19 protein-coding genes are annotated in these 23,482 nt (G+C 57.2%); 10 read left to right on the top strand and 9 right to left on the bottom strand.

What is annotated here, in order from left to right:
- Nucleotides 1-49: 49 nt before the first annotated feature.
- The 10 genes from ACHH0Z_RS05940 (at nucleotide 50) to dsbG (ending at nucleotide 10,380) form a co-directional block, all read left to right on the top strand.
- Entirely contained in the window at nucleotides 50-1,600 is a 1,551-nt protein-coding gene (locus tag ACHH0Z_RS05940; RefSeq protein ID WP_045410256.1) for a methyl-accepting chemotaxis protein, read from the top strand.
- Between the two features lie 367 nt (nucleotides 1,601-1,967).
- Nucleotides 1,968-3,098, top strand: a complete 1,131-nt coding sequence (locus tag ACHH0Z_RS05935) for a DNA cytosine methyltransferase (RefSeq protein WP_045410255.1) — start codon at nucleotides 1,968-1,970, stop codon at nucleotides 3,096-3,098.
- A complete protein-coding gene (locus ACHH0Z_RS05930) occupies nucleotides 3,055-4,032 on the top strand; it encodes an HNH endonuclease (protein WP_045410254.1) in 978 nt (325 codons plus the stop codon). Before ACHH0Z_RS05935 ends, ACHH0Z_RS05930 begins: the two co-directional genes overlap by 44 nt.
- A gap of 316 nt (nucleotides 4,033-4,348) precedes the next feature.
- Nucleotides 4,349-4,867, top strand: a complete 519-nt coding sequence (locus ACHH0Z_RS05925) for an AAA family ATPase (RefSeq protein ID WP_045410253.1) — start codon at nucleotides 4,349-4,351, stop codon at nucleotides 4,865-4,867.
- A gap of 579 nt (nucleotides 4,868-5,446) precedes the next feature.
- On the top strand, nucleotides 5,447-5,866 hold the full coding sequence (locus ACHH0Z_RS05920; RefSeq protein ID WP_045410251.1) for a hypothetical protein: 420 nt from the start codon (nucleotides 5,447-5,449) through the stop codon (nucleotides 5,864-5,866).
- Between the two features lie 5 nt (nucleotides 5,867-5,871).
- The gene (locus ACHH0Z_RS05915; protein ID WP_045410249.1) at nucleotides 5,872-6,432 is read left to right on the top strand and encodes an RNA polymerase sigma factor; all 561 of its coding nucleotides are present in this window, start codon (nucleotides 5,872-5,874) and stop codon (nucleotides 6,430-6,432) included.
- 87 nt (nucleotides 6,433-6,519) lie between these two features.
- Nucleotides 6,520-6,888, top strand: a complete 369-nt coding sequence (locus ACHH0Z_RS05910) for a hypothetical protein (protein ID WP_021240167.1) — start codon at nucleotides 6,520-6,522, stop codon at nucleotides 6,886-6,888.
- Nucleotides 6,889-6,936: 48 nt separating this feature from the next.
- A complete protein-coding gene (locus ACHH0Z_RS05905; protein ID WP_045410248.1) occupies nucleotides 6,937-8,961 on the top strand; it encodes a protein-disulfide reductase DsbD in 2,025 nt (674 codons plus the stop codon).
- 7 nt (nucleotides 8,962-8,968) lie between these two features.
- On the top strand, nucleotides 8,969-9,580 hold the full coding sequence (locus ACHH0Z_RS05900; protein ID WP_045410245.1) for a DsbA family protein: 612 nt from the start codon (nucleotides 8,969-8,971) through the stop codon (nucleotides 9,578-9,580).
- 41 nt (nucleotides 9,581-9,621) lie between these two features.
- Nucleotides 9,622-10,380, top strand: a complete 759-nt coding sequence (gene dsbG, locus ACHH0Z_RS05895; protein ID WP_045410243.1) for a thiol:disulfide interchange protein DsbG — start codon at nucleotides 9,622-9,624, stop codon at nucleotides 10,378-10,380.
- A gap of 38 nt (nucleotides 10,381-10,418) precedes the next feature.
- On the opposite strand, the gene ACHH0Z_RS05890 is transcribed toward dsbG, so the two are convergent.
- The 9 genes from ACHH0Z_RS05890 to ACHH0Z_RS05850 all read right to left on the bottom strand — a co-directional run bounded on the left by ACHH0Z_RS05890 (nucleotide 10,419) and on the right by ACHH0Z_RS05850 (nucleotide 23,427).
- Nucleotides 10,419-11,711, bottom strand: a complete 1,293-nt coding sequence (locus ACHH0Z_RS05890; protein WP_045410242.1) for a glycoside hydrolase family 10 protein — start codon at nucleotides 11,709-11,711, stop codon at nucleotides 10,419-10,421.
- Between the two features lie 7 nt (nucleotides 11,712-11,718).
- Nucleotides 11,719-12,006 (bottom strand): VF530 family DNA-binding protein, encoded by a 288-nt coding sequence (locus ACHH0Z_RS05885; protein ID WP_023292372.1) that lies wholly within the window; start codon nucleotides 12,004-12,006, stop codon nucleotides 11,719-11,721.
- A gap of 94 nt (nucleotides 12,007-12,100) precedes the next feature.
- Nucleotides 12,101-14,275 (bottom strand): glycoside hydrolase family 2 TIM barrel-domain containing protein, encoded by a 2,175-nt coding sequence (locus ACHH0Z_RS05880; protein WP_045410240.1) that lies wholly within the window; start codon nucleotides 14,273-14,275, stop codon nucleotides 12,101-12,103.
- Nucleotides 14,272-16,938, bottom strand: a complete 2,667-nt coding sequence (locus ACHH0Z_RS05875) for a PAS domain-containing hybrid sensor histidine kinase/response regulator (protein WP_045410238.1) — start codon at nucleotides 16,936-16,938, stop codon at nucleotides 14,272-14,274. Before ACHH0Z_RS05875 ends, ACHH0Z_RS05880 begins: the two co-directional genes overlap by 4 nt.
- A 10-nt stretch (nucleotides 16,939-16,948) precedes the next feature.
- Nucleotides 16,949-17,374: a globin gene (locus tag ACHH0Z_RS05870; RefSeq protein WP_008501676.1), complete on the bottom strand. Its 426-nt coding sequence runs from the start codon at nucleotides 17,372-17,374 to the stop codon at nucleotides 16,949-16,951.
- The gene (locus tag ACHH0Z_RS05865) at nucleotides 17,371-18,765 is read right to left on the bottom strand and encodes a DUF3131 domain-containing protein (RefSeq protein ID WP_039025523.1); all 1,395 of its coding nucleotides are present in this window, start codon (nucleotides 18,763-18,765) and stop codon (nucleotides 17,371-17,373) included. The genes ACHH0Z_RS05870 and ACHH0Z_RS05865 overlap by 4 nt, the downstream gene beginning before the upstream one ends.
- Nucleotides 18,750-20,297 carry a DUF3131 domain-containing protein gene (locus tag ACHH0Z_RS05860; RefSeq protein WP_008501674.1) on the bottom strand — a complete coding sequence of 516 codons (1,548 nt, stop codon included), beginning with the start codon at nucleotides 20,295-20,297 and terminating at the stop codon, nucleotides 18,750-18,752. Before ACHH0Z_RS05860 ends, ACHH0Z_RS05865 begins: the two co-directional genes overlap by 16 nt.
- Complete coding sequence (locus ACHH0Z_RS05855; protein WP_045410236.1) at nucleotides 20,294-21,613, bottom strand: DUF3131 domain-containing protein; 1,320 nt, start codon at nucleotides 21,611-21,613, stop codon at nucleotides 20,294-20,296. Before ACHH0Z_RS05855 ends, ACHH0Z_RS05860 begins: the two co-directional genes overlap by 4 nt.
- Nucleotides 21,610-23,427: a glycosyltransferase gene (locus ACHH0Z_RS05850; RefSeq protein WP_045410235.1), complete on the bottom strand. Its 1,818-nt coding sequence runs from the start codon at nucleotides 23,425-23,427 to the stop codon at nucleotides 21,610-21,612. Before ACHH0Z_RS05850 ends, ACHH0Z_RS05855 begins: the two co-directional genes overlap by 4 nt.
- Between the last annotated feature and the right edge of the window lie 55 nt (nucleotides 23,428-23,482).

Below are 23,482 nucleotides of genomic sequence, written 5' to 3'. Positions count from 1 at the left end.
TGGAATGGCCGATAACCATAAGGAATAATTCTCCTTGAGGTATTGGTGTATGTCGTTGAAAAAGTCGTCCCTGATAGTCCTGTTCTCGCTGCTTTTCTTCTTTGTTGTCAGCACCGTCACCAGCGTTGGCATCATCATTAAAAGTAATGATTCCCTGGATAACGTCAACAAAGAGATCCAGGTTGTGCTGTCCATTATTGACCCCATCAACCACAGCCGTACGCTGCGCGTGCGGGTGATGGAGTATGTGAAGATGGTGGAAGCGGGCAACGCGGCGGACGGCGCTGCAAAGCTTACCGCCGTGAAAGAGGCGCTGACCAAAGCGGACCATGCCTTTGCGGCCTTTATGGCGTCGCCGCGCCTGAGCGATGAAGCGTCGCTGGTGACTGCCTATCAGGACGCCTGGCAGAACTACCGCAACCAGGGGCTGGCGCCGCTGATCGATGCCGCCGAGGCGCACGATGTCGCCAAATTTAACGCGCTCATCCCGGAAGTCTCCCGCCTCGACCGCCAGTACGAGATCGTTCTCGACCAGGTCCTTTCCGTCCACCAGAAATACGCCAAAAGCCTGAACGAAGATGCGAGCAGTAGCTTCGTCTCTGGCCTGGCGATCGTTGCTGCTATCGCCAGCCTGTTTGTGGTGGTGATTATCGCCGTTAGCCTGCTGATGAAGCGCTTTGTCTTTGCGCCGATCAACCTGGCGCGCGAGCACTGCAGCCAGATTGCGGCAGGCAAGCTGGACATTCCGGTGCCGGTGAAGGGGAGTACAGGCAACGAAATCGACCATCTGATGGGCTCGATGGAGCAGATGCGTCAGGCGCTGCTGGCGACCATCGCCCAGGTGCGCGATGCGAGTCATACCGTGACGCACGCCGCCCAGGAGATTGCCTCCGGGAATATCGACCTGGCGTCACGCACCGAGCAGCAGGCTTCGGCGTTAACCCAGACGGCGGCCAGCATGGAAGAGCTGAGCGCGACGGTGGCGAACAATACCGATAATGTGTATCAGGCCGGGAAATTGGTGCAGGACGCGGTGAAAAATGCCCACACCGGTGAAGCGGTAACCCGTGAAGTCATCGACACGATGAATACCATCGCGGCGAACTCGAAGCGCATCGAAGACATCACCAGCGTGATTAACAGCATCGCCTTCCAGACCAACATTCTGGCGCTGAACGCGGCGGTTGAAGCGGCGCGCGCCGGTACCCAGGGACGCGGCTTTGCGGTCGTGGCCAGCGAAGTACGCACCCTGGCGCAGAAAAGCGCGGTGGCGGCGAAAGATATCGAAAGCCTGATCGCGCAGTCGGTCTCCAGCGTGAAAAACGGTGCGGAGCTGGTGAGCCGCTCGGGCGAGGTGATTGACGCGATCATTTCGTCGGTGAACAAAGTGAATACGCTGATGGAGCAGATCTCCGTCGCCTCCGAAGAGCAGAGCCGCGGGATCGGCCAGGTCGGGCAGGCGGTGACCGAGATGGATGGCGTCACCCAGCAGAACGCCGCGCTGGTGCAGCAGTCTGCCGCGGCAGCGGCCTCGCTGGAAGAGCAGGCGCAGCAGCTTTCACGGAGTATTTCGAGTTTTAGGTTGCCGGTGCAGGCTTGATTAATGGTGTAAGGCTCCTAAGGAGCCTTTTTTGATTGGGGTAATGGCTCAACAGAAAATCATCACTGAGCGATGGGAGCTAAACGCCTGGCTCGTGGACCAAGGGTGAAATGTGGCGATAAAATTCAGGTTTATCACTAAAGAAGAGGGGCATTTTTTCTTCTAGATTAGGTGGCATGTTCCAGCCGTGGATGGGTTCTCCTGGAGGTTGAGAAATGACAATAGTCACTGGTCTATCAGTCTCGTTTCCTTTTAGAGCCATGTCAGGCAAATTTGAGGATATAATCGCATACTGTACATAAAAACAGCCATATCTTATGATACACTCGTTGAAAGTTATCTATGGCAGAATCAGGAATGTATTTTAATGAGTATAATCAATAAATTAAAGGTCATCGATTTGTTTTGTGGTGCTGGCGGGTTGTCCTGCGGCTTCATGAAAGATACAAATGGCGCTCATTTCGAAAGCATTCTTGCACTTGATAATGATAAAGCTGCGATAAAGACCTATAACGCGAACTTTGGTAATCATGGAATTGTTGCGAACATCGACGAGTGGATCGCTAACAATCCGATACCCAAGGCCGACATTGTCATAGGTGGGCCGCCATGCCAAGGTTTCAGCTTGTTGAATAAAAACCGCGAAGGTGACCATCGCCGTGCACTTTGGGAGCCTTATATGGATATCATTGAACGATCATCAGCTTCAGTTTTTGTCATGGAAAACGTTCCTGGATTACTGTCGAGTGATGAGTTTGTAGATATCTCTGCTCGAGCAGAGAGCATGGGATTTGTACTGCTGAATCCTTGCGTGCTTAATACCGCTGATTATGGCGTTCCTCAGACCCGTAAGCGTGCTATTGCAATTGGGATAAAGAAACAACGTTTTAATCTCAATCTTATTCCTAGTTTTCCACCTTCACCGTCTCATCAAAATCCGGAAAAACCGGGTGTACTCCCTGCCTGGTTAACGGTAAAAGATTTCATCGATGATCTCCCTAAGCCAGTAGGTACAGAAATCCGAGATGTTAAACCTCCATTAGATCTTCATTTTGGTAGAAATCCGACGGCACTTTCGCAAGAGCGCTATCGTGCCGTTCCGCTAGGAGGTAACAGATTTGACTTACAAAAAAACAGGCCTGATATTACCCCCGCATGTTGGATAAAGAAAACATCTGGCGGCACAGACCTATTTGGTCGGCTGTGGTGGGAACGTCCATCTGTAACCATTCGAACTGAATTTTTTAAGCCGGAGAAAGGACGCTATCTTCACCCAGAGGAACACCGTCCAATCACGCATCGTGAAGCTGCGCGATTAATGAGTTTTCCGGATAATTTTGTTTTTAAGGGAACGAAAACAGAAATTGCTCGTCAGATTGGTAATGCTGTTCCACCTGTTTTTGCCCAAAAAATCGCTTCATATGTTATCAAGTTAATGGAATGCAGAATTAAAGATGGCGAGAAGATCGAAGAAGAGCGAACCGGAAACGCTGCGTAAACAGCTCTTAGCACTAATTACTGATTTCGAGCATAAGTTGCTAGAGGAATCTTTAAGGGAACAGGTACTTACCCTTGTTCCCGCGAACCATTTGTTACGCGATTTAGGCAGTTCTCTGTTGAATGAAGAAAATTGCAATTCAGCACGAGATCGCATCTTAGCATACTTACTGAAATACCCCCGAGCCATCATTCACGGCGATGAGTTAATGGTTGTCGCAGGTATAAGTGAATATGCTCGCAGAATCCGTGAATTGCGTGTTCAGTTCGGCTGGTCAGTTTTAAGTGGAACGACACTTAAAGAGATGATTGAACAGCAAGAAATCACCCTTGAAGAGCTCAAAATTACATCTACAAATTGCCTCAAAACAGACGTTTATGCTTTGGTAGCAACGGGGCAGGATAGAGAGGCTGCACTACGTTGGAATGAAGCAAATGTACTTCGCCGCAGCAAAATCTCAACGAAAGACAAAATCCTTTCCTATCTTCGAAAAAATGTAGGCCGCCCTGTTACCGGTGAAGAGCTGCGTTATCTTGCAAACGATAGTAAGGAATGGGCTCGCCGAACCCGTGAATTAAGAACAGAAGATGGATGGCCTATTGCTACTAAAAACTCTGGTCGTCCAGAGCTAGAGGTAGGAGCTTATTTACTTGAAGAGGACCGGCAGGCGGAAGTTCATGATCGTAAAATTCCTGATCCCGTTCGTGTAAGTGTTCTTGAGAGAGATAACCACTCATGTAGAAACTGTCATTGGTCGCACAGTAAAAAAACGGCTAATGATCCCAGAACATTTCTTGAGTTGCATCATATAGAACACCATGCCCATGGTGGTGAAAACACGCTTGCTAACCTTATAACACTCTGTAACGTTTGTCACGACGAAGTCCACAGGAAAAAGATTCCAAAGGAAGACTTAGTTAAGTTGCTACAATAATCTCTAAAAAGGCCGTTTGCACGGCCTTTTCCCTTCGACAATAAAGATGTAGGCGCTACAGTAGTAACTGTTTCTTATCGTTACCTCTGATGTAATTAGAATTCGGGAATACAATGACATTCCTAATGCATTTAGAGTGTGCAGATGTGGACAACATGTGGAGTAGTGTGAGATAAATCCTTGTATTTCATTGTGTTGAATTTTCTGTGGGCGCCTTGTATGTCTTATTAGTGTATCAAATAGCCATTTCTGTATAATTTATAATGTCCTTCCAAAGGAAGCAAAAAAGTATCATTAATTATCACTAGGGAAAATTATGTTAATTATTTTTAGTGGGCTAACCGGCAGCGGTAAAAGCACCGTTGCAAAAATAGTTTCCCAAAGGCTGGGAGCGGTCTACCTGCGGATTGATACCGTTGAGCAGGCCATTAGCTCAGTTTCTGAACCCGGTCAGAAAACGGGTCCGGAGGGCTATTTTGCCCTCTATGGTTTAGCAAGTGAGAATCTTAAGCTGGGCTCCACCGTTGTGACCGATTCCGTTAATGATATTAACCTTGTGCGAGATGCTTTCCGCAATATTGCTCTGTCGTTGAATGTCCCTTTCCTGGAAGTTGAAATTGTCTGCTCAGACGAAAAAGAACATCGTTATCGCGTAGAGAACAGAATATCTGATATCCCGGGACTCACGCCTCCTGACTGGGAAAGGGTAAAAAACCGTGAGTATGAACCCTGGGAGAGAGAACATCTCATATTGGATACCGCTGCGTTATCAGCGGCAGAGTGTGCAGATAAAATCCTGGAAATAGGGCATAAGATTGCGCTAAACCGATCTTAAACGATGGACAAGCGCCTGCAATGGCTTAGCTACTTTGAGGATTCGCCTGAATTCAGCATAATTGGCTTCAGGAAATAAAAAGCTTCGTTTTTATCGACAACGTAAACCGCAGCGTAATCAGAAATCGAAACCGCGCATTGGAAGAATTAATTCTCAACATGAACATAGGGGCAACATCGAAAATGGGAAAGCGCAAGAGTGCTCTGGTTTATGTCCTGCCCGTAATTATATTTTTGCTTATTATCCCTGAGATCATTCTGCGTGTTTGCACGTCCGAGCAACTTGGCCGTCTCAGCGACTTCACCAGTTTAGGTGGCTTGTTAAATCCACTCTTATCCTTGCTCATCTTCCTGGCACTGTTGTCAATCATACTGGCCGTCATTGCTATTGCATTGGTTAAGCGAATTCTTCGTACGAGATGATTTGCTTTCGAGCGACTCATAGCACCCGCCAGCCGTTACCGCTATGAGTCCAAAACCGTCAGCACAAAAATTTTCATTCACCCCAGCAATATTTCACTCCCTCATCCGTCTACCTCATCACACGCCATAATCAGTTACTGCAAACGAGGTAAACACCATGAGAGATTTTGAACTGCACGGCAGTGGTCACGGGCGCGGATTTGGTCGCCACCGTATGGGCAAAGGTTTAATCATCGGCGCGGTGATTTTCATCGTGCTCGGCCTGCTGGTGATGTCCCTGTGGAACGCCTTACTCCCGGCCATCCTCGGCGTGAAGGCCATCGGATTCTGGCAGGCGCTGGGCATTCTGGTGCTGAGCCGCATTCTGTTTGGCGGCTTAGGTTTCCGCCCCGGAATGTTTGGCGCGCACCGCCGGATGCACGAGCGCTGGATGAACATGACGCCCGAGCAGCGTGAGGCGTTTATTCAGCAGCGCCGCGAAGGGTTTGGTCGCCACGGTCGCGGCCACTGCGGCTGGCACGGCCATCGTGACGATAAGCGCGATGAAGCCACGCCAAAAGCGCCGGACGCGGAGTGAGCGAGATGAAAGCCGGGGAGGCGGGCGGATCCATGCTGATGTCGGCGCTCAATGCCTGCCGCGCCCGGTTGAAAGCCTTCATTCGCGGACGGACGTCCGTGCGCGATGATGCCGACGACATTTTGCAGGAAGTGACGTATCAGCTGATGAAAGTGGAACAGCCGGTCGAAAACGTCGCCGCCTGGCTGTTTCGCGCGGCGCGTAACGAAATGACCGACCGGGCCCGAAAAAAGCGCGAGGTGTCGCTCTCCGGCTATTTTACGGGCGAAGATGACGACGGTTATCCGGAAGACGAGCTGGCCGAAACCCTGTTCGGCGTACCGCACACGCCGGAGGAGGAGTACCTCAAGACGCTGCTGTGGGAAGAGCTGGGCCAGGCGCTGTCTGAACTTCCTCCGCCGCAGCGGGAGGCGTTTGAAAAGACCGAGCTCCACGGCTACAGCATTAAAATGCTGGCAGAGGAGACCGGCGCCAGCGAACAGGCGCTGTTATCCCGCAAGCACAAGGCGGTGCTGTTTCTCCGCACGCGGCTGCGGGACGTCTATGACGCGCTGACGGGCGAATAGCGGCGACAGACAAAACCTTACACTTCCGGCACTTGTAGATTCATCACTATCGTTTATGATCGGGGCGTCTTGTCACTCTGGAATCTTATGCGCAACCGTCAGCTCCTCGGAAAATGGCTTTTGATTATCACCTGTCTCGCGATGGCGCTTTGCCTCGTGCAGCGTGCGGTGATGCTCAACCATTTTTTACAGGGACTGGATCCGCAGATTTCTCTGAGTGCTGATGCCCCAACGCAAACCAGCACCGAGCAGTCCGGGCCATCGCCCTGTCAGCTAGGCGCTCACTCGCTTCTCTGCGCCCAGCCGCTGTTCTTCGACGGTGCGTTACCGGCCATTATTATCTTCTTCGCGCTGCTGCAGCTGTTGACGCAAGGGCGGGCACTGGCTCCGGCGGAACAGCCCGTTCAGGCACCACCTCCCCGAATACACCTTAAAAACTGCGTTTTCCGTGAATGAAAAACATCGTCACCACACGATAATTTTTCACTGTTCACGGAGTACAACATGGTTAACCTCTTCAGGGGATTCGTCTTCCTGTGGCTGTCCTGCATCGGCATTGTCCATGCGGCGGACACCGGCTGGCTGGTCTCCCCACAAAACGATCACGCCCGCATCCGCTTTCAGGCGGAGAGGGAACAAACGCACGTTAAAGGCCTGCTCACCGTTGAGCTAAAGCCCGGCTGGAAAACCTACTGGCGATCGCCGGGCGAGGGCGGCGTGGCCCCGAAAATCAGCTGGCCGGACGGCGTAACGGACAGCTGGTCCTGGCCGGTACCGTCGCGTTTCGATATCTCCGGCATGACGACGCAGGGCTATCACGATAAGGTCACTATCCCGATCGTTCTCGACGGGGTGAAGGGCGACACGCTCGACGGGACGCTCACGCTCTCCACGTGCAGCAACGTGTGTCTGCTGACGGACTACCCGCTGCATCTCGATTTTACCCAGCCGGTGGATCAGGATTTCCGCAGCGCCTTCGAACAGGCGATGCGCGCCGTGCCGGACTCATCAGGTGTGTCGTCGGATCTTTCCGCCTGGCTTTCTGACGGTAACCTGGTTGTGACGGGGACGACGGACGGAAAATGGGATAATCCGGGTATCTACTTTGACCCGCTGGAGGGCGATATTCTGCCCGGCGAGCCGGTCATTAAACACGACGGCACTGCGCTTCGGGTGACGGTGCCCGTGACCGACGAATGGGGCGATAAGCCCGCCTCGCTGGCAGGTAAAAGGCTGTCGTTTGTGCTGACCAACGGCGATCGGGCGCAGCAAACCACCATGACCGTTGGGCCAACGCCCGAAGAGACCTCCGCACCGGACGGGACGGGAAAAATGGTGCTCTTTGCGCTATTAGGCGGGCTGATCCTCAACCTGATGCCCTGCGTGCTGCCGGTAATGGGCATGAAGCTTAACAGCATCCTGCAGGCGGGATCGGACAGGCGTGCCATCCGGCTGCGCTTCCTGGCCACCAGCGCCGGGATCCTCACCTCCTTTATGCTGCTGGCCGGGATGGTCACCGCGCTGAAGCTGGCCGGAGCGTCGCTGGGGTGGGGCATTCAGTTCCAGAACCCGTGGTTTATCGGCCTGATGGTTGCCGTGACCTTCCTGTTTGCGCTGAACCTGTTTGGGGCGTTTGAAATGCTGCTGCCTTCTGCCGCCGCCGGACGGCTGGCGACGGCTGGGGGATCGGGGATTGGCGGCAGCTTCTGCGAAGGGATGTTCGCCACGCTGCTGGCAACGCCGTGCTCCGCGCCGTTCCTCGGTACGGCGGTCGCCTTTGCCCTTGGCGCGCCGCTGCACGCCCTGTGGCTTATCTTCCTGATGCTCGGCGTGGGCATGAGCCTGCCGTGGCTGTTTGTCGCCATGGTGCCGAAAGCGGCCATGCTGCTGCCGAAACCCGGCCGCTGGATGAACACGCTCAGGGTCATCCTCGGCATGATGATGCTGGCCTCCAGCCTCTGGCTGGCGACGCTGTTGAGCGTGCATCTGGGCGAGGCGGTCAGCCAGATCGTGATTCTGGGGCTGACTGCCGTCGCGCTGGTGCTGTTTGCGCTAAAGGGGCAAAAATCTTCGCCGCTTTTCTGGGTGGTGGTCATCGCGCTGTCGGCGTTCGGCGGGTATCAGGTGCGCGGTCTGCTTAACGCGCCGCCTGACGCTCCGGCACAAAGCGTTGCGCAGACTATCCCGTGGCAGCCGCTCAGTGAAGAGGCTATCGAGAACGCGCTGGCGCAGGGGAAACGGGTGTTTGTGGATATCTCCGCGGACTGGTGCGTGACGTGCAAAGTTAACGAGCACCGCGTACTCAGTCAGCCGGACGTGATTGCCGCGCTGCGCCAGCCGGACGTGGTGGCCCTGCGCGGGGACTGGAGCCAGCCGTCCGCGTTTATCGCGGATTTTCTGGCGAAGCGAAACCGCTACGCCATTCCGTTTAACGCGGTGTATGGCCCCGGCCTGCCTGATGGCGAGATCCTCTCGCCGCTGCTGGACAAGCGCACCCTGGTCACCACCCTGAACAACGCAAAAGGCTAACTGTGTCATGAAAAAATTCCTTATTACGCTTCTGCTCCTGCTGGCCCCGCTTCAGGTATTTGCCGCGCAGCCGCTGACGCCGGACCAGGAGCAGCGCGCGCAGAAGATAATCGCTGATTTCCTGTTTAACGATCCAAACTCCCCGCGCATCGGCGCGAAAAACCCAAAGCTCACCCTGGTGGTGTTTACCGACTACAACTGCCCGTACTGTAAAAAATTCGATCCGTACCTGGAGAAGATTGTCGAAAAACACCCGGACGTGGCGGTGGTCTTTAAGTTTTTACCTTTCCGCTCGGAAAGTTCGCTGACCGCCGCACGAGACGCGTTAACCGTCTGGCGTGCGCATCCTGAGCAGTTTATGAAGCTGAACCACACCCTGATGGCGAAAAAGGGGTACCACGATGACACCAGCATTCAGGAGGCGCAAAAGCGGGCGGGCGTGAGCGTGACGACGCCGGACGAGGAGAGTTTTCTGACGATCAGGCGCAGCCTCATTGTGGCGGAAAAAATGGGGATCCAGGGCACGCCCGCCACGCTTATCGGCGAGGGGCTGCTTCCCGGCTGGGTGCCGTTCGAACAATTCGACGAAATGGTCAGTGAAGCACTGAAAAACCGCTAATCTGAAGGGGGCCAAATGCCCCCGATAAACCGGAGAGGGAAATGAGAAAATTACTGTTACTTTCGGCGCTGGCGACGTCAGGGCTGGTACAGGCGGCTGAAGCCATACCGGATGTGGTGAAGCAGTTCAGCGAGCAGCAGAACATCAACATCATCAAGAAGCTGGATGCGCCCGGCGGGGCGCCAGCCTGGCTGGGGCAGTATCAGGATATGGGCGTGACGCTCTTTTTAACCCCGGACGGCAAACACGTCATTTCGGGCTATCTGTACGATGATAAAGGAAAAAACCTCAGCGAAGGCTACTTCCAGAAAGAGATCTACGCCCCGATGGGACGCGAGATGTGGAAAACCCTCAACGCGGCGCATCCCCTGAAGGAAGGGGCGGATAGCGCCCCGCGTAAGGTCTTTGTCTTTGCCGATCCGTTCTGTCCGTACTGCAAGCAGTTCTGGTCCGAGGCGCAGCCGTGGGTCAAGGCCGGTAAGGTGCAGCTCAATACGCTGCTGGTGGCGTTCCTCAACCCTAACAGCGGACGCAACGCCGCCGCCATTCTGAATGCGAAAGATCCGGTTTCGGCCTGGCGCGAATACGAGCTTTCCGGCGGCAAAAAACTGCCCAAGCCTGAAGGCGAGGCTTCCCGCGAAACGGTTGCGATCCTACAGAAACATCAGGCGCTGATGGACAGCCTGGGCGCTAACGCCACGCCGGCCATTTACTATCTGAATGCGGAAAACGAGCTGCAGCAGGTGGTGGGGATGCCGGATGCGCAGCAGCTCGAGACGATGTTCGGGCCGAAGCCGTAAAAAACAGGCAGAAACGGGCGTTTCTGCCTGATCGTGACTTAGCTACCCCAGCGTCCACGGAGATAGTTTACCGCCTGCTGCGTCTGCGGCTGGTTCAGGTAATCTTCACGGAACAGGATGGTGCCGTTGACGTTGGGCAGCGAATCGTTGAGATCGAGCTGCTTTTTCAGCTCCGGCACCCCGCCCTGAACCGTCCAGTCCGGCTCTTTTTTCGACGGCTCGCCAACCTTGTAGAACGCAATGCCGATATACAGGCGAGTGTGGGTCGGCTTCACCACGTCGGCCCACCATCTGGTCAGCACGTCGTAGCGCGCGGCATCCCGCGAGAAGGGCCAGTAAATCTGCGGCGCGATGTAGTCCAGCAGGCCCTGCTGCACCCACTGACGCGTGTCGGCGTAGGATTCATCATAGGCCGCGGCGCCGCGGGTGTCGGAGCCTGCCGGGTCAAAGGAGCGGTTGCGCCACACGCCCGCCGGGCTGACGCCAAACTCCACGTTGGGTTTTGTCTGCTTGATCGCGCGGGAGACCTGGACAATCAGCTGCTGCGTGTTGTGTCTTCGCCAGTCGGCTTTTGAGGCAAACCCCTGGCCGAACTGCCGCCAGCTCTGCGCGTCATTGAGCGCGGATCCCGGCGATTCGGCATAGAAGTAATCATCAAACTGCACGCCGTCTACCGGGTAGTTCGCCACCACTTCGGTGACCACTTTGGTTATCCAGTCGCGCACCTCCGGAATGCCCGGGTCGAGCACAAAGCGGTCACCCGAGATGCGGACCCATTCCGGATGCTGGACATAAACGCTGGACGGCGTCTGGTATGACGTCCGGTTCAGGGCGGCGATGGTGGACGGTTTGGTGTTGGTCGATACGCGATAGGGGTTAAACCAGGCATGGACCTTCATGCCGCGCTTGTGCGCTTCATCAAGCATAAACTGCAGCGGATCGTACCCCGGATACTCACCGATGTTGCCGGTCAGCATATCTGACCACGGTAGAATCTTTGATGACCAGAGGGCCGTGCTGTCCGGCTTCACCTGGAAAAATACCGTGTTGATGCCGAGCTGCTTAAGGTTGTCGAGCTTTGCGATCAGCGCCTGCTTTTGCATCGCGATGCGCTGGTCCGCGCTGCGGCCATTCACCGAGGCCACCGGCGGCCAGTCGAGACGCGAGACGGTCGCCAGCCAGATGCCGCGCATCGGGGCGTTTGCCTGCGGCGTCGGTTTGCTGACGGTGGGAAGAGGGGTAACCAGTGATTTGGGTGGTTTTGAGGAGCAGCTTACAAGTAAAAGCGCGCAGGCAGCCAGCGCACCAATCCGTTTTACGTGTCGCGTCATTTGCGTATTAGCTCTTGATAATCCGACTGTTAGCCCAGGGATTAAAGGCGGGCGCCGCCTGCTCTGTATTTCCCTCATCGCTGAGAGAGTCCAGATACAGGGCTTCAACCTCCGCGCGCGCCCACGGGGTGCGGCGCAGAAATTTCAGGCTCGATTTAACGCTGGGGTCTTTTCTGAAACAGTTAATTTTGATGCGGTCACCCAACTCGCTCCAGCCATATTTCGCCACCAGGGCGTTGACCATCATCTCCAGCGTTACGCCATGCAAAGGATCTTTGGAAATATGTGCAGTCATAGGCGTCCGGATGTCTCGATTTTCAGGGGATTGGGGTAAACGCTGAAAGGGTACAAGAAAGCAGGGGAAGCGGCAATTTTCCTTTTCCCCTCGCTTACTTTATGACGGACTCCGTGCGCTGATTTTCGCCGACAATTTTTCCCGCGCTGTTTTCAATCGTAAACCGAATCGACACGTCGTCCTGGCCCACGGGCGTGGCCGTGACCGCTTTTACCATCGTTCCCGAGTCTGCTGCGATCGTCATCGTCGTCGTGCCATTTGCCAGCACCTTATCGCGCTGGGTGATGCGCCAGCTAAGACGGCATTCGCGGCACGGTTTCCAGGTGTCGTTGATGGCCCACAGACGCACGGTCGCCGCCGCCCCGGATTGCCACTGCGCCGTGACGGGTTCAATGGACGGCAAAACAGGCTGGTAGGCGCGTTTTAAGGCGTAAAACCCGGCTTTAGGCTTACGCAGGTAGTCCACCACGCCCCAGTTGATGGAGGGCCAGGTTTCTACAAACATGAAGTGGAACAGGGCCGTCACCGGCTGGTAGCGCTGTCGACGGTAGCTCTCTGCCGCCGTGGCCACCAGCTGCGACTGGTACGCCTGAGTATTGCGGATCATCGCCTGAATGTTGTCCCCACGCGAAATACCGGCAAACTTAAAGGTCTGGAAGGGCTGAAAATTATGGTATTTCCAGACGGTCCAGCCGGGATCGTCAGCGGCGGTCGTTTTGGGCCAGAGCGACGCCGCCGGGATGATGGTTTTTAGCGTCGACAAGCGGGGAAGTGCCTGCGCGCCGAACTCGGTGATGATCCCCGTTTTGGCCGGAGCAAGCAGGTCGCGTACGGTACCAAAGTACCAGCCCGCCCAGTAATGCTCCTCAACGGCGGAAAAGCGGTGCACGATGCGCGAGGTATCTTCGGCAAGCGTATCCGCTACCTGCTGCGTGAGCGCGCGATTCAGATCTTTATTCCAGTCCGGGAAGCGTTTTTCCATCCACGGCGAATTCCACGGCGGTTCGTTATGCCCGCCCCAGACGATGATGGCGGGGGAATTGCCAAACTGTTCGATCATCTCCCGCGTCTGTCGAACCGCATTTTCCGTGAAAGCCGCACTGTTGTTGTAGCCCCACTGCAGCGGAACATCCTGCCAGATCATCATGCCCATCTCATCGGCCACGTCATACAACGCACGTCCGGCAACGTGTCCGTGCACGCGTATGGCGTTGGCGTTCATGGCTTCCACCAGACGAAGATCGCGACGGTATTTTTCTCGCGTCATGGTGCTGAGCCAGGGGGATCCGATGTAATTACTGCCCTTAATGAAAAGGCGTTTGTCGTTAATGAGCCAGCCCTTATTGTCGGGCTGTTCGACGATCTTGCGCAGCCCTGTTCGGGTGACCGCCGTGTCCATCAGGCCGTTCTCATCCCGCAATGCCACGCGAATGGTATACAGGTGGGGTTTCCCCGTGCCGACGGGCCACCACAGTTTTGCCTTCGGCATGGGCAGCGTCACCTGCACGGAATGGGCGCCGCTTTCGAGGGTAACCGGAAAGTCAGCCTGATAGCGCCTGCCGCTGAAGTTGGCGGGCGTGGCGGTGAGCCGCACGGTCGCCGGGCCCTGACCGAGCGCGCGATAGCGAATATCTGCTTTCAGCGCGGGGTGCATCAGACCCTGTGACCAGTCTGGTCGCAGGATGGTCTCATCAAGGGTGGCGCCCCGGCTAAGATGCAGCCTCACCGGTGCCCAGATGCCGCCCGAGTTGGCGTCCTGTCCTTGCGCCGACCAGGCCCCGCCGGGACGGGTGTCATGCTGGTTAAGGATCCCCTTCATGACCGTTTTATGCAGCGGCCAGACCTTAGTGGGATCTTCGTAAGGGCTGTCCACCCTGACCACGAGCTGGTTGTGACGTTGTAACGCTTGACTGGCATCCAGCGAAAAGCGCTGAAAATAGCCCTCATGCTGGCCCAGCGGCTGGCCGTTCAGGGTGACCTCGGCCAGGTAATCGACGCCGTCAAACACCAGGGTGCTCATTACGTCGGGCGGCTGCACGGGCAGGGAAAACGCGTGCTTGTACCACAGCGCGCCCTGGTGATCGTACCCGGCGCTGTACCAGTTGGCGGGGACCTGAAGCGGGCGCCAGCCTGATGCGGCAGGATGTGCGGTGTCATTGGCATCCTGAACCTGCCATTCTCCGGCCAGAGACCAGCTGACCGGCGCAGCGTTCGCCACCGTATGGGTGGTCAACAGGGCAACGAGCAGCGCGCAGTAGCGAGTCTTCATGCGTTTACCCCGCGCGCGTTGAGCCACGCTATCAGGCGCAGCGATTCCTTTTGAAGCTGCTGGTTTAGCGCCGCAAGCTGTTGCCCTTCCAGCGTGTGCACCTCGCTCTCCAGCGCCTGCAGCTGACGGGCGAGTCGCCCGAAATCCAGCGTGACGGCTTCTCCTCGCAGCTTGTGGGCGGCGCGGCGCAGCGCTTCACGATCGTCGCTGTCGATAGCCAGGGTGATGGCCTTCATGGCCTCCTCCAGCCCTTCGCCAAACAGGGCCAGCAGCTCCTGGACCAGAGCAGGGTCGTCAGCGCACTGCTTCAGCAGGCGTGCTTCATCCGGGAAGGCGGAAGGGTCATCGTGGCGCGGGAGCACGCGAGCAATCTCCTCAGCGAGACGCTCCTGGCTGATGGGTTTGGCAATGTAGCCGTCGAACCCCATCTGAAGACAGCGCTCTTTATCCCCCTGCATGGCGTGTGCCGTCATGGCGACGGTGGGCTGCGCCGGTCCGGGCCGGGCGCGTTCTTCTTCACGCAGCAGGCGAATGGCGGTTTCACCGTCCATCTCTGGCATCTGAAGATCGATCAGCAAAACGTCCCACACGCCCGCCCGCCAGCGTTCCAGCAGTGCGACGCCATTATCGACGATCTGACAGGTGTGCCCGAGCCGCTCAAGCAGGCGCGCGGCGACCTTCTGGTTGACCAGATTATCTTCCGCAAGCAGGACCCTGAGCCCGGCCGTGTCCGGCGCGACGGTGGGCGCGGGCGCGCTTTCACTCACCGTCTTTGGTGCACGTTCAAACGCCGCGGCAATCGCCTGATGCAATTCATTCTGGGCGATAGGTTTGTGCAGGTAGTTCTGGATACCGATCCGCTTCAGCATATTGATATCAAAATGTCGGCTCATGGAGCTCAGCATGATGATATGGCTTTCAGCAACCTGCGGCAGCACCGAAAGTTCGAGAGCCAGCGACACGCCGTCCATATCCGGCATCTGCGCGTCCAGCAGGATCAGGGGCCATGCCGTTCCGGTTTTAACCCGGTTGATGGCCTCGCTGGCGTTATTAACGCAGGTGGGTTTCAGCCCCATCTGGCTAAGCATGGCGGCCAATAGCCGCAGGTTGGTCGCGTTATCATCAACCACCAGCACGGGTTCCCCGTTAAAGCGATGGCTATGCCGGCGTTCCTCCGGGCCAGGCGCCTGGGCCGCAAGCGGTAGCACGAAGGAAAATTCGCTGCCTTTCCCCGGCTCGCTGGAGACCGTTAATTCGCCGCCCATCGCCGCGACCAGTCGCGCAGAGATGGTTAGCCCGAGCCCCGTACCGCCATAGCGTCGGGTGGTTGAGTTATCCGCCTGGCTGAAGGCTTCAAAAATGGCTTTCTGCTTATCTGCCGGTATGCCAATGCCGCTGTCGCACACCCGGAAACGCCATCGATCCGCGCTATCCGCGCGCTCAACAATCAGGATAACTTCCCCCTGGTGGGTAAATTTCAGCGCGTTACCCAGCAGATTGGTCAGGATCTGGCGCAGCCGCGCGCCGTCGACCAGCAGCACGTCGGGAACGTCGGGCGCAATATCGACCAGCAGCTCAATGCCTTTTTCGCTCGCCCCCGGCATGTGGGGGCGAATAAGCGACTGAATGAAGGGGCGGACCGGGACGGGCTCCGCCTCCAGCTCCACTTTGCCGGCTTCAATCCGGGAAAAGTCGAGAATGTCGTTGATGATATGCAGCAAAGACTGGGCAGAACTCATCACCAGCGTCAGGTAATCGCGCTGATCGGCACTGAGAGAGGTATCGAGGCACAGCTGGGTCATGCCAATAATGCCGTTCATGGGGGTGCGAATTTCATGGCTCATATTCGCCAGGAACGCGCTTTTTGCCTCATTGGCTTTTTGTGCCTCAATGGCCGAGGCGAACGCCTGAATTTCAGCCTCCTTGCGGCGCGTAATATCCTGCAGCGTGCCAATCACGCGCTCGGCGTTTCCCTCAATGGAGAGCGTGACCACCTGGCCGGAGAGCAGCATCCAGCGCAGACCTTCGGTAGGGTGATGCACGCGAATTTCACATTCAAAGACCGGACGATGATCCTGCTTCGACGCGTGCAGCGCCTTGCGCAGCGCAGCGCGATCGTTCTCGTGGACCTGATTGAGCAGAAAACGCACCGGATATCGCCACTGGGTGCGCGACTGGCCCAGCATGGCAAGCAGGGTATCGTTGACCTGGAGCGTGTCGCCAGACACCTGCCAGTCCCAGATTCCGATATGGATGGATTCTGCCGTCAGCAGAAAATCGTCATGCAGCTGATGACGCGCCCGCTGCGCTTCATCCAGCTCCGTGACATCGCTGTGCAGGCTGACAATGCCGCCGTCCGCAAGGCGCTGGTGCTGGACGAAGATCCGCCGCTGGCCTGCCTGCCGCACTTCGCAGTGTTTATCCTGCCGACAGTTGCGCACGATCGACTCGCGCAGCGTCTGGCGAAGGCCAGGGTCGACGTTGTAAACGGCGTCGATAAAGCGTTCCGCCAGCGACGCCAGCGTTGTGCCCACCTTCAGCCACGGGGTGATGACCGGATAAAAAAGGGCCACGTTGTGATTCCAGGCCTGCAGGCGTTCCTCGCGGTCATAAATCATGACGGCGGCCGGCAGCGCGTTAAGATCGTACGTGAATGCGCTCATCGTGATCCTCCTACGCGCGGTAGTGCAGTTCTGCCTGTCGGCGCAGGTATTCCAGCCCGGGCGCGATCGCCATGGCCCAGGCCGTCAGGATCTCATCGTCACACTGCGGATCGCGCAGGCTCACGGTGTTCAACATCGCTTCGCGCCACAGGGCGAAAAAACGCGGCGGGAGGTGGAGACCGTCGTCACTTTGCTCCCGTGCCAGGCGTTCGAGAAAATCAGGCACGATTAACGCGCCGTCTACCGCAAGCATGGCGAAGAAACTCTTAAACAGAGTCTGCTGACCCTCGCTATCCGGCAGGCGAGAAAAATGCTGCTCCGTCTCGGGTGACATATGGACGAAGGCGTCATAGAACGTCTGGAAAAACGCCGTTTTATCATTATCCGGAAAGACGCGGTTCAGACTGGATTCAAACAGATCGCGGTAAAATTTCACGGCGTCCTCCTTACTGCGTTTTCGCCCGGTAGACAGTGCCCGACGGGCGTATAGTCATCTGCCACACGGCGCGTAAAGTAGCTCTCTTTTTTAGCCCGGCGGGCGTCAAACAGGGGGCCCGCGTTGTGTTTGAAGAACAGGGCTTCCAGCACCGTGGCATTGGTGGAAAGGGTGAGCGCAGCGTTAGTATCGCCCGTGGCTTCCTGGCGGCCTTCGTACCAGCCTTTTTGCGGATCGTTAAGATGCTTTGTCACCGCCATCAGCACGTCGGTGTACGGGGTGTCCCACAGGGCCCACAGGGCAAAAACCGCCTTGGTCGATACCTGCGCGAAACGGGTGTAGTCCCGGCCATCGTCACCGACAGAGTTCCAGGCATAGCCATTTCCCCAGACCGTATCCTGGATATGCCAGGGCGCCTGCGGGAGCGAGAAATCTGCCCTGGCCGTCAGGATTTTATCGGTCTCCCAGCGGCTCTTCTGGCTCAGCCAGACGTTTTCGGCCTGCTTGCGCAGGTGCTTTTGCCGATCGGCCGCAACGCCTTCGGGCTCCCAGCCAAACTCCAGGCCCGGCAGCATATAGGGAAGGGTGGTGATCAGGGAGGGCTGCCACGTGGTGCGCGGATCCCGGGCATCGACGGCCAGGCGCCGCTGGGCGATGATGACATGGTGCGCCGGGGGGGTAAACGCTTTCTCCGGAGAAAACCCCCACAGCTGAAACGCCGTTGCGGCATATTCGCTCTCGCCCAGGCGCAGCTCCTCGCGCACCACCGGCTGGCCGTTTTGCAGGGAAGATGACCACAGTTCGCCTTCACGATCGATGACCGGACAGAAATTCCAGCGCAGGATGATTTTATCGAGGTATTCGCTGTACTGCGGTTCCCGCTCTGCGGTGAGGCGCAGGGCGAGCATCAGACGCGCCATATCGCGCGCGGACCAGCCATTTTTAACGGGCTTGCCGCTAAAGTCGATCGGCGTCGCCGTCTGGCTGGAATAGAGTCGGCCCGGCGTCCGGGCCTCGGTCAGCATCAGGCGGTTTAGGGTGCCCATCAGCCGCGTCAGGCGAGCGTCATACTCGGCCTCCTCAATCAGCCCCAGCTCTTTGGCCGCCAGCAGGGCGATAAGCGTATCGCCCATTTGCCAGAGCGTGACGCGGGGCTGTTTGTCGCTGCCGTTGACCAGCCCGGTTTGCGGCTGGGTATTATTGACGAAATAGCGCCAGGCGATCGCCGCCCACGTCTGCTCTTCCGGCGTCAGGGCGGCAATGCGCGCGCTGGAGTGCCAGCCGCCACTGATGAGCCAGCGCCAGCCTGCGCCCTGATGGGCAAACAGCGCAAAGACGATCGCGCCTGCAAGGAGTAATCCCGCAAGCCCTCTGGCTATGGTTTTAAGCATTGCGCAGTCACCGGAGGCAGTTTAACGGGCTCGTCCACGCTGCATGACGCGCACTGACAGGCCTGGCAGGCGGGTTTGGTGCGCTGCGTGACGCCGGTCCGGTCGCACCAGCTTTTTACGGCCGGGGTGCTGGCAAGGAACGGGCGGCTGCGCAGCGCGTTGTTCTCTTCAAACTGATCGAGCAGCTTTCGATCCCACAGAGACGGGGCAAAATCCTTGCTCTTCGGGTTGTCGGTGTTGAAGGCCAGCAGTTTTCCCTCTTTTTTGAACAACAGGGCCTCCAGCATGATGCCGTTATTGTTCGCGGTGAACTCTTTGATCGGCCCGTCGCCGTTTTCATACAGCCCTTCGTAGTAGCCTTTTCCCTCTTCGTTGGCATTCTCAATGGTGTTCAGCAGGCGGTCGGTATAGGGGGAGTTCCACAGCACCCACATGCCCAGCGCCGCCTTCAGCGAAATCGCGGCAGCGTTAGGGACGAACTGGCCTTTATCGGTAATGGTGTTCCAGTTGTACCCGTCGCTGAAGACGGTGTCATAGACGAAGTAAGGGGCCTTATCGAGCTGGTGCTCGGAGCGCGCGGTCAGGACGCCGGTAATGGTATAGCGGTTCTCCTGAGCCTGATAAACGCGGTCGGCAAAGTTTTTCATCCACGTCAGGGAGTAGTCGCGCGGGGCGTTATCCCGGTCGGTCGGTTTATCAAAGCCGAACTCCAGCCCGTAGAGCAGGTAGGATTCCGTCACCACGTAGTTATGCTGCGACGTGTTACGCGGGTCGCGCGTATCGTACGGGACCAGCACGCAGTAGATCTCGGCCAGCTCGTAAGGCTGCGGACGGCTGGCTTTGCAGGTATTAAACCCCCACAGCTGGAAACCGGCCGCGCCGTACTCTTCATAGCCCAGTCGACCTTCCTGAACGTACTTCGGCTGGCCGTTCTCCAGATAGGCCCCGTACAGCGTGCCGCAGGGGTCGATCGCGTGGCTGAAATCCCAGCCGAGCACCACGTTATCAATGCTGTTGCCGTATTCCGGGTAACGCTCCTTGATGATTTTCAGCCAGACCAGCATTCGCCCGATATCCAGCGCCGAGAAGCCAATTTCGCCGGGCTTGTTGGTGTAGTCCACCTTCTGGCCGCTGATGGTGTTATAGGCCTTGTTGGGCAGCTCGTTGCGGAACAGTACCAGGGTGTTTAACGTGGCGAGAAACTTCAGCATCCGGCGGTCAAATTCCGCTTTATCAATGATCCCCAGCTCGCGCGCCGCCGTCAGGGCGGCCAGATAGGAGGCGCTGTCCCACATGGTGGTGGAGGGATATTTGTTGACCGCATTCACCAGGCCCGTCGTGGGCTGATAGTTGGTGACGAAATACTGCCAGGCGTTTTTCGCGATGGTCATCTCCCGGGCCGTCAGCTCGCCGCTGCGCGGGGAGTAACCTGATGCAGGAAGCTCGGTGTCCGCACGCACGGTCGATAGCGCCAGCCAGCAGATCGTTATTCCCGTGAGCAGGTGGAAAAGGATCGGGGATCGTGGCTTCATGGCGTTGCTCCTGCTGAGGGGGATGTGTAGAGGCAGGCCAGACAGAGCATCTGGCCATGCGCGATGTAAGACAGACTTTCCAGCACAATGGCATTGGTATCGGCGTCCACGACGGCATTGACGCTGTTGTTGAGATTTAACCCGCGCTGCCAGCCTTTACCCGGCACCTGAAGCGGCAGAACCTGCTGGCGCAGCGCTTCGCTCCAGCTGTTGCGGAACAGGGCATACCAGGCAAACGCGGTGCGGGTGGAGGTCATCGCCACTTTCTCCGGCACCTCGTCGCGCAGGTTACGCGCCTGAACCGGCTGCCTGTCCGGCAGATCGTTAACGTAATCCGGCGCGGGTTCGGCATAATCCGTGCTGACGGGGGGTTTTGGCGCGCGCAGGCCGTGGCGCCGCTGCTGGATCTGCATAATCCGCCACGCAATTTCAGCGCTCTGCGCATCAAAGCCCAGCTCAAGACCGGTTAACAGATAGGGGAGACTGATCAGCGAGGTTTGCTTGCCCCAGGGCGTGCGAAGCCCTTCATCGGGCACCATTACGCCATCCAGATCGATCATCTTTTGCCCTTCCGGCGGGTTGGTCACCGCGAGTCCTGCCGCGCTGTCAATCAGGCGCAGCGTATGGCTGGCATAGAGACGGTAGCCAAAAGTGTCCCGCTGTTCATCGTCGGCCAGCGTCCAGTGGTGGAGCGGCACCGCAGCCTGGCTTTGGGTGTTATTTTCAATCATCGCCGCGGTGCGCCACACGCTCAACAAATCGCGGATGGCCGCCGCGTGCTGGGGATAGCGCCACAGCAGGGTCTGTAATGCCGTCAGCAGCCGGCTCAGACCGATTGCGGAGGCGTCGGGTTTGCCGAGGATCTTGAGCGTGTCCGCATGGTAATAGGCGGCGGGGAGACCCTTGTCATTGAGCGGCAGTTGCCCCAGCGTGAACACGGCGGTGCTGACCCTCTCGTCAAACTCATCGGCGGATATGATATTGAGCTGCTCTGCGGCAGCGGTCGCAAAGAGGTAGCTTCCCACGCTCCAGAGGCTCAGCCAGGGTTCACCGTCGCTGGCGTTCGCCAGCCCGTTTGGCTGGGTATTATTCACGTAGTATTGCCAGGCGACCCGCGCCCAGATGGCTTCGTCATAGGTCAGCGCCCGTGTTGTGGGCAGCGGCGGGAAGTCTTTACTGAGCGCGATGCCGCCGCTGCTTTCCACGCGCGTAGGCATCTGTTTCTCCACCCAGACCACAATGGCAAAGCCGATCAGGAAGCCGAGCAAAATGGTGAGGTAGCTGCGCGCGGGCAGCAGGGCATCACGTATCCTCATTGAGTGACCTCGTCCTCTTCAGCGGGCGTCCACATGGCCGCGAAAATAAGCGGCAGCATGGCGGCGATGTTCACCCCTCCCCAGAAAATATTGATGACGTAGCCGGAGGGGTCGTCCACCTGCCCACGCGCCACCTGAATACCGCCCCAGATAAGCCCTGCGAGGGTCAGCACCACGATGGCAATCTGCGGCTTCACCAGGTAGAGAAAACGGCCCGTCTGCCGCTCTTTTGGCGTGACGTGAAATTTGATCTGTTCGCCCCGCAGCACCGTATTGAGCGCGCGCAGGTTCATGGAAAAGAAGGAGAGGTAAGAGGCCCTGCCGTCCCAGGCCGAGATCCCCCAGGTGCCGAACATAAACGCCAGTTCAGAGAAGATAAAAAAGGGGAGAAAGTGGAGATAGAACGGCGTCGACCAGGCGGACACCGGCGGAATGCCGGTAAACAGATAGATAATGGGCGAAATCAAAAACACCGTGTTCCACACGCAGGCCATGTAAGACCAGAAGGTGGTGGCATACATCAGCGTCTGGGGGAGTGAAAGCCTGAAGCGGCGACGGCTGAAGATGTTGTCATGAAACAAAATATCCAGCGAACCGGCGGCGTACTTAAAGCGCTGGATCATCCAGGTGAGCATATCCTGCGGAGAGAGCATCTTCGACTCAACCCGCGGATGCATAACCGAGCGCCAGCGTCGTGCGGCGTCACCGTGCAGCAGCACCGAGGTGTAAATATCTTCCGAGACGTGGAATTTGTAGGGGGTAAGCTCGGTGTCAAACGCCACGTGCGGACGCATTGCATTCTGCAGCACGTCCCGGGTCTCCTCATCGCGAATGTCGCGCGTATGACGATGGATCTCCTCTTCGACGGACCAGACATAGCTTCTCAGCGCGGCCTGCATGACCGCCTCGCGACGGTGAATGGACGCTGCGCCGCAGCAGAAAGCCGCGTTCGCCCAGTTGCGCCGCCGCAGGATCACGTCATAGAACATGCGCGGATCGTTAAAAAACGGGTCGCGGCCAATCGTGATCGGGCCAACACACTTTTGAATCAGCCAGCCCAGACCGTAGCCCACTTTTCCGGCTTTTCGCTGGCCCCAGCGCGACAGGTTTTCTCCTTCCGGAAGATCGAAGAACCACTGCGGCGTCTGTACCCAGGCCACGTCCGGATCGCGAAAATAGCCCAGCGTATGGCTGAGCAGGGTGGGAAATACCCGGGTGTCGGCGTCGCAGATAACAATAAAATCGCCGTCGGTTTGCTCAAGGCCGTTGCGCAGGTTGCCGGCCTTAAAGCCGATGTTGGTCTGGCGAGTGATATAGTTAACGCCTTCTTCTTCGCAAACGGCTTTCATCTCCGGGCGTCGGCCGTCATCAAGCACGTGGATGCGGTAGTCAATCGGGAACGGGTACGCCATCTTCAGGGCGTCGCGAATGGACAGCCTGACCAGCTCGGTGTCTTCGGAGTAGGTGGCAATGAACAGATCCACCTTGACGGGACGGGGCTCTACGGCCTCCTCAGGCGACAGGCATTCGTTAATTTCGCCGGGCGGCGGACTCTGAGGAGGATCCTGTTCTTTCCACAAATTGATGGTAAACAGCACGGTGCCAATCCACGCCAGGGTTTCGGCGAGGACCAGCGGAATGGCATACCATAATGCGTCAGTATTCAGGGAGGCGGTCCAGCGCCAGTAAATATAATTGGCACCCAGAATAAGCGCCGCGACCGCTAACACCTGCCAGGTGAACATTACCCAGCGCGGTGTTGTTAACGGTTCCGGAGGACGACGATGTTCAAAACGGGAAAAATAAAAATCCATAGTTCCGGCGTTCCTGATTCCGTGAAAATGCAGACCCATTCTGCTGCGTAGACAG

The sequence above is a fragment of the Enterobacter cloacae complex sp. 2024EL-00227 genome, assembly GCF_043945315.1.
Classification (GTDB): Bacteria; Pseudomonadota; Gammaproteobacteria; order Enterobacterales; family Enterobacteriaceae; genus Enterobacter; species Enterobacter roggenkampii.
This window is presented reverse-complemented; position numbering and strand designations above follow the sequence as displayed.